Source organism: Bartonella sp. CL25QHWL, assembly GCF_042195335.1.
In the GTDB taxonomy this organism is placed as follows: Bacteria; Pseudomonadota; Alphaproteobacteria; order Rhizobiales; family Rhizobiaceae; genus Bartonella.
This window is the reverse complement of the sequence record NZ_JBHIOE010000033.1, coordinates 1-5,628: the sequence shown is the minus strand read 5'-3', so window position 1 is coordinate 5,628 and position 5,628 is coordinate 1. Positions and strand designations below refer to the sequence as shown.

The 5,628-nt window shown below is 39.2% G+C and carries 1 pseudogene; it reads left to right on the top strand.

From position 1 onward, the window contains the following. Positions 1 to 14: 14 nt before the first annotated feature. Positions 15 to 5,628, top strand: a pseudogene (locus ACFILY_RS08975) (hypothetical protein); the annotation flags it as partial.

Here is a 5,628-nt window from a genome sequence, read left to right as displayed (position 1 = left end):
AAAAGATTACAGGAGTGTCGGATGGCACTGGAGCGAACGATGCAGTTAATTTTTCACAGTTAAGCAAAACCAATGAGGGTCTTTCGTCCACAGCGAGAAATCTGGAAACGGCTATGGCGAATACATCAAAATATTTTGGTGGTAAAACTGATGTACTAAAGGGTATGCCACCTAGCTATGCTGTTCAGAATCAGACGTATGAAAATATAACAGATGCTTTTGTGGCGGTTGATAGTTCTTTTAATAAAATGAAAGATAATATTAACAAACAGGTTGCTGATGTAAGAGACAGTATTCTTGTTAAGAAAAATGAAAAGACAGGTCTTATTACTATTGGTAAGGATCTATTGGAACCATTTGGCATTGATTTCAGCGACATTAAAGCCAGCCCTCGGACTCTTTCTGGTGTAGCTGCTGGTACTAAAGAAACTGATGCGGTGAATTTTTCGCAATTAAAAGATGTCAAAGAACAAGTAGCAGCCAGTAGCTTCGTTAAACAGGATGCAGAAACGAGACACATCAGTATTGGAAAAGAAACAGATGGTGATAAAATTGATATTGCCAACAAAAAAAATGAAAAGCGTACTCTTACAGGTATAAAGAATGGCGCGCTCACAGAAGCTTCAAATGAAGCAGTAAATGGTTCCCAGCTTTTTGAAACAAATAAAAATGTTACGACTGTAACAAGTGATCTCAAAACAGCATCTGAGAATGTAGTCAAATATTTTGGTGGTGGTGCTAGTTATAAAGATGGCGCTTGGACAGCCCCTACATTCAAGCTTAAAACCTTCACAGCTGATGGTAAAGAAGATGGTTCAAAAGACTATACCGATGTAGGCTCTGCTTTTGCAGGAATTGATACGAACTTCATAAATGTAAACAAACATCTGAATACTGTTGTTAATAATTTTAATGACAAATTAAACGATATTAATAAAGAATTTCAAGGCGATGCCTTATTGTGGAGCAAAACTGATAAAGCCTTTAGTGCTATGCGCGGAGAGGGGAAAGACAGAAGTTCAGGTAAAATTAAAAATCTTGCACCAGGTGATTTAACACAAAACTCAGAAGAAGCCGTGAATGGTGGACAGCTGTATATAGTGGGTACCCATTTAGCTAATTATCTTGGTGGCGGTGCTGACTTTGGAAATGGAAACTCAGAAGGTCCTACTTTTAAGATTAAAACTTTCGATACTGATGGAGAGGAAAAAAGTGAGACTTATCAGAATGTAGCTGATGCGTTTGAGGGTGTTAATACGGCTCTCACGACTGTTCAGAATAAATTGACTGAACAGGTTAATAATGTGATTACCAAAGTGGAAAGCGAGAGCTTTGTTCAGCAAGATAAGACAACGCATCGTCTCACTATTGGTGCAAAAGTAGGTGGCGCAGAAATCAATATTGCAAATGAAAGCGGTGCGGATCGGATAATTTCTGGTGTTGGGGAAGCAAAGAACAATAATGACGCTGTTAACAAAAGCCAGCTTGATAGCAATATCAAGAATGTCAATGATAATGTAACAAATAAGTTTAGCGAACTTACTAAAAACATAACGAATATTACTCAGCAAGTTAAAGGTGATGCTTTGTTATGGAATGATGAAGCCAATGCCTTTGTCGCGCGTCATGAAAAGAGCAAAGAAGAAAAAGGCAAAGCTGTAAGGACACAAGAAAACAGTAGAATTACGTTTCTTGCAAATGGTGAGATTACCGCTAATTCAACGGATGCTGTCACGGGTGGTCAGCTTTATTCGCTGAACGAACAACTTGCAACCTATTTTGGTGGAGGTGCAGGTTATGATGAGCAAGGACAATGGAAAGCACCGGATTTCAAGATCAAGCAGTTTGGTGAGGATGGTACTTCTTTTGACAAGAATTATCAGAATGTAGCGGATGCACTTTCCGGTGTTGGTACTTCTATCGCAAATGTTCAGAATAAATTGACTGAACAGGTTAATAATGTGATTACCAAAGTGGAAAGCGAAAGCTTTATTCAGCAAGATAAGACAACGCATCGTCTCACTATTGGTGCAAAAGTAGGTGGCGCAGAAATCAATATTGCAAATGAAAGCGGTGCGGATCGGATAATTTCTGGTGTTGGGGAAGCAAAGAACAATAATGACGCTGTTAACAAAAGCCAGCTTGATAGCAATATCAAGAATGTCAATGATAATGTAACAAATAAGTTTAGCGAACTTACTAAAAACATAACGAATATTACTCAGCAAGTTAAAGGTGATGCTTTGTTATGGAACGATAAAGCTAATGCCTTTGTAGCACGTCATGAAAAGAGCAAAGAAGAAAAAGGCAGAGCTGTAAGAACACAAGAAAACAGTAGAATTACGTTTCTTGCCAATGGTGAGATTACCGCTAATTCAACGGATGCTGTCACGGGTGGTCAGCTTTATTCGCTGAACGAACAACTTGCAACCTATTTTGGTGGAGGTGCTGGTTATGATGAGCAAGGACAATGGAAAGCTCCAAGTTTTAAGGTTAAGGCAGTTAAGGATGATGGTAAATCTGAAGAGATAGACTATGGCAATGTGGCGGATGCTTTGGCTGGAGTTGGTAATTCTTTCACAAATATTAGAAATGAGATTAGCAAAGAGATTAATAATGAGATTGCCAATGTGAAAGGTGATAGCCTTGTTAAGAAAGATCAAGCAACCAATCTTATCACTATTGGTAAAGAAGTAGAAGGCAGTGAAATCAATATCGCTAATAGTAGCAAAGCAGATCGAACTCTTTCTGGTGTGAAGGCAGCAACGAAGAATAATGAAGCGGTTAATAAAGGTCAGCTAGATAAAGGTTTAAAGGATCTTTCTACCAGCCTTCAGTCTGATGATTCAGCCGTTGTTCATTACGATAAACAGAAGGATGGTGCCCCTAATTATATGAGTATAACTTTGGGTGGTAAAGACAAGACACCTGTTGCACTCCATAATGTTGCTAAGGGTGTAATATCTTCAGAATCCTATGATGCAATTAATGGTCAGCAGATTAATAAAATAGGCGGTGATATTGCTAAGTTCTTAGGTGGGAATGCAGCTTTTAGTAATGGTGCTTTCAGTGAACCATCTTATGGGGTACATGACATTAGAAAAACTGGTGATGTAGATGTATCGCCAAATAGTCATCATAATGTTGGTTCAGCTCTTTCGGCGCTTGATTATAGCCTTGGGAATGTGAATACGCGTATAACGAATACGATCAATGATTTTAATAAAAAAATAACTGATAGTTCTCAACATATTGAGAAAGATGCTTTGTTATGGAATGATGAAGCCAATGCCTTTGTCGCACAGCATAAAACGGAAGAAGGTAAAAAGGAAAACAGCAAGATCACATCGCTGGCTGATGGTTCTATAGTATCAGGTTCGAGCGATGCTGTTACGGGTGGTCAGATTAATACCATAGCTGCAAGTTTATCAAAGATTTTAGGTGGCAAATCATCGTTTAGTGCTGATGGCACTTTTACAGTTCCCAGCTATGACTTATCGACAGTTTCTAAAGACGGTGAGGTAACAGATAAACCGTATGAAGGTGTTGAAAAAGCCTTTAAAGGACTTGATACAAATATCAAGACTGTTAACGCTCGCATTAAGGAAGTCTCAGAAGGAGTTGCACAAGATTCTTTATTATGGAGTAATGAGAGTAACGCCTTTGTCGCACAGCATAAAACGGAAGAAGGTAAAAAGGAAAACAGCAAGATCACATCACTTGCGGCTGGCTCTATAGTATCAGGCTCGAATGATGCGGTTACGGGAGGTCAGCTTCATACCATAGCTGCAGATTTATCAAAGATTTTAGGTGGCAGCGTATCCTTTGATGGTGAGAAGTTTAAAGATCCCACTTATACGGTGTCGAAAGTTTCTGAAGATGGTGAAGTGACAAGCGAATCCTATAATGATGTAGGCTCTGCTTTTGCAGGAATTGATACGAACTTCATAAATGTGAATAAACATCTGTCTAATGAGGTCAAAAAGTTTAATGAAAAACTAAGTAATATTACGCAAGAAGTTCAAGGCGATGCGTTGTTGTGGAGTGATGCTGAAGGGGCCTTTGTGGCACAGCATGGAAAAGAAGATAAAAGAGTGAGCAGCAAGATTAAACATCTTGCCAACGGAGACGTTAGTGGAACTTCAAGCGATGCTGTAGCAGGAAATCAGCTATATGCTCTAGGTGACAGTGTTGCGCAGTCTTTAGGTGGTCATGCTAGTTATGCCGGTGGCGCTTGGACAGCTCCAAGCTTCAAGATTAAGACCATTAATGAGGATGGTACTAAAGTTGAAGAGAAGAAGTATAATACTGTATCGGAAGCTTTTGAGGGTGTAGGAACATCTTTTGAGAATCTTCAAAAAGAGTTTACCCAAAACAACACGGAGGTTACTGAAAATATTAAGCAGAATGCATTGTTGTGGAGTGATTCTGACAAGGCGTTTGTAGCAACACATGGAGAGAAGGAAAGTAAGAGTAAGATTACATTTCTTTCCAATGGAGAGGTTTCTTCAAGCTCAAGTGATGCGATCAATGGTTCTCAGCTTTTTGAGACGAATAAGACTGTTGCAACTTATTTAGGTGGTGGCGCTGAATATACAGAAGGTAAATGGACGAATCCTAAATTCACGGTCAAGACCTTTGATGCTGATGGTGGATCTAAAGATCAGAATTATCCTGATGTAGCGAGTGCTTTAACAGGGGTTGGTAGTTCTATCACAAATGTTAAAAATGAGATTACAAAACAAATTAACAATGAAATTAACAATGTTAGAGGAGATAGCCTTGTTAAGAAAGATGCAGATACAAATCTTATCACTATTGGTAAAGAAGTAGAAGGCAGTGAAATCAATATAGCCAACAAGACTGGTACGGATCGGACTCTTTCAGGTGTTGGTGAAGCAACAAAGGATAATGAAGCTGTTAACAAAGGTCAGCTTGATGCAAGTCTGAAGGAACTTTCTACCAGCCTTCAGTCTGATGATTCAGCTGTTGTGCATTACGATAAAAAAGATGGTGATAATGGCGGCATTGATTACACGAGTGTGACTTTAGGTAAAGGTAAGGATGCAGGACCAGTTGCACTTCATAATGTAAAAGATGGTGCCATTGGTGAGAGTTCACATGATGCGATTAATGGTAGTCAGATCAACACAATTTCTCAGAATGTAGCTAAATTCCTTGGTGGTGATGCAAAATTTGTTGGCGGTACGTTTACAGGACCAACCTACAAGTTATCGAAGGTTGATACGGATGGTTCGGTAGCAAGTGCTAGTTTTGAAAATGTTGGTAGCGCATTTATTGGTCTTGATGATAATATCAAGAATGTAAATGCACGGATTAAGGAAGTTTCTGAAGGGGTAGCGCAGGATTCTTTGAATTGGAGTAAGGAAGCCAATGCGTTTGTCGCGCGTCATGAGAAGAAGCAAGAAGAAAAAGGCAGAGCTGTAAGGACACAAGAAAACAGTAGAATTACGTTTCTAGCAAATGGTGAGATTAGCGCTAAATCAACAGATGCTGTAACGGGTAGTCAGCTTTATTCAATGAATCAGACATTTGCGACGTATTTTGGTGGAGGAGCAGGTTATGATAAAGATGGACAATGGAAGGCTCCAAATTTTGTAATCAAGA